Source organism: Loigolactobacillus rennini DSM 20253, assembly GCF_001436505.1.
GTDB classification, from domain to species: Bacteria; Bacillota; Bacilli; order Lactobacillales; family Lactobacillaceae; genus Loigolactobacillus; species Loigolactobacillus rennini.
In genome coordinates, this window is the sequence record NZ_AYYI01000096.1 from 1,851 (window position 1) to 5,389 (window position 3,539).

Consider the following 3,539-nt stretch of genomic DNA (forward strand, 5'->3'; position numbering starts at 1 on the left):
CTGCTCATTTTTAATAATTGTCATAGTCCCAGCAATCCCATCAAGTAGCTTTTTCTTACTGATTGACTTTGTCAGCCACTCCGGGATGATTTCCACATCTTCAGGGACTACACCATAATTTGGCGCCATCTCAGCAATCGTAGTCTTAACCGTCTCAACTCGGGCTTGTCGCTGCCGTTCTTCCAGCTCTTTAATCCCTTGGTCAATTGGGGTAATAACTTGGTTAACGACCCCCTTTAGCGTTTTAATCTGCTGTTCAAAATCCTTTAATGGCTGGTCGTACCCACGTTTAACTTGCTTGCGATTATCGTCTAATTGGTTAACCACTTTACGCATCTCGGCACGTACTTTTTTGGTGTCTGCCAAAGTCTCCTCCGTCACCACTAAATCCTGATACCTGGCAGCATACTCACTAACTGCCTGTTTAAGCTGGGCCTCATTACTGATTACAATTGGTGCCGGCTGATATTTAACCGTAAAATCTGGCAGCACCGTCGCAATATCATTTGCCATTGTTTTCATACCTCGCTTTGTTATATACTTAAGTTGTAATTTATTTATACTATTTTGTGATTAGCCGGACGTGTTGCCTCACGTGCGGCTTTTTCGTCCTGTAAGCACCAAGCAGCCCATTTGTCTGCTACATGCTTACGGTTGTCATCATCCGCCTTGTCGTCATCATCAAAACCAAACATTTTCCAGCCGTAACGACCAAAGCCATACGCCAGAAAAATCGCAATTAATACAACAGCTCCCATTTTTAACACCTCCTTTTATAAGTTTGCCCAATCGATAATGACTTTTCCGGACAAAATCGTGACGTCAAAACCCTCGGCCTGTAATTGATCAATGGCTTCTTGCGATGGCAAGTTACGATTAATTGACACGGTGGTTTTACCCATCATTGCTGCCTACTGGATTTCTGACTGGATCTTAGTTGCTGCATAATTTTTTTGTGCCTCACGTACTGTATCCGCTAACCCAGCAAAATTATTTTGATTATCCATTTCAAATTCCTTCTTTCTGACTTATTAAAATAAAAGTTTTACAATTAACCAAATAACAAAACTCCAAAACGCTACTAAACCAACGATGATAGCTATCAATCCACAATTAAAACCGTTTAAAAATTTACGCATTATAAAACGCTCCTACTCAATTTATGTCTCCGGTGTGCTCCGATTGTTTAATTTTTAAAACTCAACATAAATTTGTCTAAATCGTTACGGTCATAGCGGATACAGCCATCAATTCGAATCTCAGGTAACTCTTTATTTACCGTCCATTTATCAAAGGTGACCTGTGATACATTTAAATACTTTGCGGCAGTTTTTTTATTCATAAACTGCGGCACACGCTGATTACTGGCCTTCTCAAAAGTTGCCTGAGCCAGGTCAATGATTGATTGCTTAATCTCATTCTGCATTTCATCGCTCAGAAATTGGATTTCCATGTACCCACCCCCTTTGGTCAATCCTTAATATCTAACACCCGATAAATTTTCTTTCGAATAGCAACCGAGCTGGGTCTCATGTCCCCCTTAATGGCTTGATTAGCCCGTACAGGACTGATATCAAGTAATCGTGCTAATTCAACTTGGGTCATATGGTGTTGGACAAGCGCTGATTTAATATTTGTTTCAATTTCTTGTACTAGATTTGCCAATTGCTGTTCTGCCATACGAATCACCTCGATTCAAAAATTTCTTGATAAAATATGTTTGACCTTTGCCTGTCACTTTTGGCGTTTTAGAGATTGACGTATGACCGTCTGAGTGATTAATGACTGTTTCTTTAACTTTGAACAGGCCTAAGTCCATTGATCGTTGTGTTGGCATATTACGATCCATGCGATTGCCGCTAATTAGATAACCATGCTTACGCATCCAAGCAAACAAACGATTAGCACCAATATCTACTCCATTACCACGTAACAGTTTGGCTAAATCGCCAACTAGAATTGCAGTGTGACTAACTGCTACAGCCTCCGCAAATAGCGCTTTAGGCTTCATCTCGTTTACTTTTTGCTCTGCGACCAAGCGATCTGCTTTTTCTTGTTTAAGTTGTGTGGCTAACCCAATGATGAAATCTGGATTAGTTAGTGTATTTTCAATTGTTTCGCTAGTCATATAGGCTCCATGCTTACGGATCGTTGGCAAAACTTCATGTGTTATCCAATGCTTAAATTCCTTTGCCTGTGGTAACTTACTGCCCAATACTAATGAGTAAAGGCCAGATTCATTAATGACTGTCAGTCCTCTAGGCGACTCAAAAGTACCGTTTTGGTAGTTTTGCCGATCATCAATATCTACGTGTCTATTAATATCGCGACTAGAATTCTGATAGCCAAGAATTTTGGCTACATCTTTGCCGACAAAATAAGGTACGTTATTAATCAAAACAGTTCGGATACTGTTACCTTTAAAATTAAAAATCTGTGGCCAATTCATTTGCAAACCTTCTCTCTGTTATAATTTAATTAGCATATAGAAAAGAGGTGACATACATGCCATATTCAAAGCGTGAACATGAGCTGGCCTTAGCAACCGCAATTGCAATGACAACTGCAGACTATCAAATGGAAAAAACTGAAGCTAAGGCTAATAACAAAAAATACGATCCAAATAACGGTATCGAAATTTTTGAACAAGCTTATCAACATGCATTAAAGTATTACAGCGGAAACTATCCTGATTAATCTTTTCGCCGAATGCTAGTTAGCTCTTTTTCATCTGCTAAATCACTATGAACTTGGCTGAGTACATAATCAGCCTGTTCATATGTGAGTGACGGCTGCTGGAAAAGAGCTTTTTTAACTGATTCCACTCCATCTACAAACCATTTTTCGTTTTTATAGTTCCAGCGATCTACCTTTTCATTCTTCATTTTTGCCACCCCCCTTAATTAATTTATTAATCAAGTCATTGATTTATTTTACTCGATAGAGTAAAATGTAGGTATAAATAAAAGCGTATAAAAAACTTATCCCGTCAACTTCAACACCGACAGTCGTTATTGGCAGGGGCTTGTTTTTTTATTGCTTAATTACTTGATGAATTAATTATAATTCAATGCAGTAAAATAGTCAACACGTTTTTACTACATCGAATTATTTTGCTCATCACAATAGGAGCATATGCTATTATGACAGTATTTGAGAGAACAAAAAAGATGGCTAATAAAAGAGCGCTTAGCTTGCAAAAGGTTGCTGAAAAAGCTGGATTGGGTATTAATAGTATTTACGGATGGAAAAAAAGAGACCCCAGTATTAGTAGACTTAGTAAAGTGGCAAACGTACTAGACGTCTCTGTAGATTATTTACTTGGAAAAACTGATAACCCCAGTTCTGATAATACAGAAGAAAAAAAAGTCGATATTGAAGACGAACATGTTATTATGACTTACCAGGGCAAACCTATCCCTAAAGAAGACATGGAAATTATCAAGCGTCTTTTGAGAGGAAAATAGTCTATGAATGAAATTAGAGAGCGTAAAATATTTTGTGTAAATGCATAAAAGATTTCTGAATTGTATAGAAAT

General features: G+C 38.1%; 9 protein-coding genes. 2 read left to right on the plus strand and 7 right to left on the minus strand.

What is annotated here, in order from left to right:
* From FC24_RS10260 to FC24_RS10280, 6 genes are all read right to left on the minus strand, one after another.
* Positions 1-513, minus strand: a 513-nt coding sequence (locus tag FC24_RS10260) for a DUF1351 domain-containing protein (RefSeq protein ID WP_162257017.1), incomplete at its 3' end; no start/stop codon positions are given.
* A gap of 44 nt (positions 514-557) precedes the next feature.
* Positions 558-758, minus strand: a complete 201-nt coding sequence (locus tag FC24_RS10265; RefSeq protein ID WP_057874771.1) for a hypothetical protein — start codon at positions 756-758, stop codon at positions 558-560.
* A 15-nt stretch (positions 759-773) separates the two neighbouring features.
* A complete protein-coding gene (locus tag FC24_RS11930) occupies positions 774-905 on the minus strand; it encodes a hypothetical protein (RefSeq protein ID WP_268872309.1) in 132 nt (43 codons plus the stop codon).
* Positions 906-1,186: 281 nt separating this feature from the next.
* A complete protein-coding gene (locus FC24_RS10270; RefSeq protein WP_057874772.1) occupies positions 1,187-1,453 on the minus strand; it encodes a helix-turn-helix domain-containing protein in 267 nt (88 codons plus the stop codon).
* Positions 1,454-1,470: 17 nt separating this feature from the next.
* A complete protein-coding gene (locus FC24_RS10275; protein WP_057874773.1) occupies positions 1,471-1,680 on the minus strand; it encodes a helix-turn-helix domain-containing protein in 210 nt (69 codons plus the stop codon).
* Positions 1,640-2,449, minus strand: coding sequence for a phage antirepressor (locus tag FC24_RS10280; RefSeq protein WP_057874774.1), 810 nt, complete (start codon positions 2,447-2,449; stop codon positions 1,640-1,642). Before FC24_RS10280 ends, FC24_RS10275 begins: the two co-directional genes overlap by 41 nt.
* A gap of 56 nt (positions 2,450-2,505) precedes the next feature.
* Between FC24_RS10280 and FC24_RS10285 the strand changes: the two genes are divergently transcribed.
* Complete coding sequence (locus FC24_RS10285; RefSeq protein WP_057874775.1) at positions 2,506-2,697, plus strand: hypothetical protein; 192 nt, start codon at positions 2,506-2,508, stop codon at positions 2,695-2,697.
* Here the strand turns inward: FC24_RS10285 and FC24_RS10290 are convergent.
* Complete coding sequence (locus FC24_RS10290) at positions 2,694-2,885, minus strand: hypothetical protein (RefSeq protein ID WP_057874776.1); 192 nt, start codon at positions 2,883-2,885, stop codon at positions 2,694-2,696. The two genes, FC24_RS10285 and FC24_RS10290, sit on opposite strands and share 4 nt — an antisense overlap.
* A gap of 258 nt (positions 2,886-3,143) precedes the next feature.
* Between FC24_RS10290 and FC24_RS10295 the strand changes: the two genes are divergently transcribed.
* Entirely contained in the window at positions 3,144-3,467 is a 324-nt protein-coding gene (locus FC24_RS10295; RefSeq protein WP_057874777.1) for a helix-turn-helix domain-containing protein, read from the plus strand.
* Positions 3,468-3,539: the final 72 nt, after the last annotated feature.

Bases quoted from the DNA above. Each gene is read 5' to 3' on its own strand.
- FC24_RS10265 (WP_057874771.1), bottom strand. From the start codon at position 758: ATGGGAGCTGTTGTATTAATTGCGATTTTTCTGGCGTATGGCTTTGGT.
- FC24_RS11930 (WP_268872309.1), bottom strand. From the start codon at position 905: ATGATGGGTAAAACCACCGTGTCAATTAATCGTAACTTGCCATCGCAA.
- FC24_RS10270 (WP_057874772.1), bottom strand. From the start codon at position 1,453: ATGGAAATCCAATTTCTGAGCGATGAAATGCAGAATGAGATTAAGCAA.
- FC24_RS10275 (WP_057874773.1), bottom strand. From the start codon at position 1,680: ATGGCAGAACAGCAATTGGCAAATCTAGTACAAGAAATTGAAACAAAT.
- FC24_RS10280 (WP_057874774.1), bottom strand. From the start codon at position 2,449: ATGAATTGGCCACAGATTTTTAATTTTAAAGGTAACAGTATCCGAACT.
- FC24_RS10285 (WP_057874775.1), top strand. From the start codon at position 2,506: ATGCCATATTCAAAGCGTGAACATGAGCTGGCCTTAGCAACCGCAATT.
- FC24_RS10290 (WP_057874776.1), bottom strand. From the start codon at position 2,885: ATGAAGAATGAAAAGGTAGATCGCTGGAACTATAAAAACGAAAAATGG.
- FC24_RS10295 (WP_057874777.1), top strand. From the start codon at position 3,144: ATGACAGTATTTGAGAGAACAAAAAAGATGGCTAATAAAAGAGCGCTT.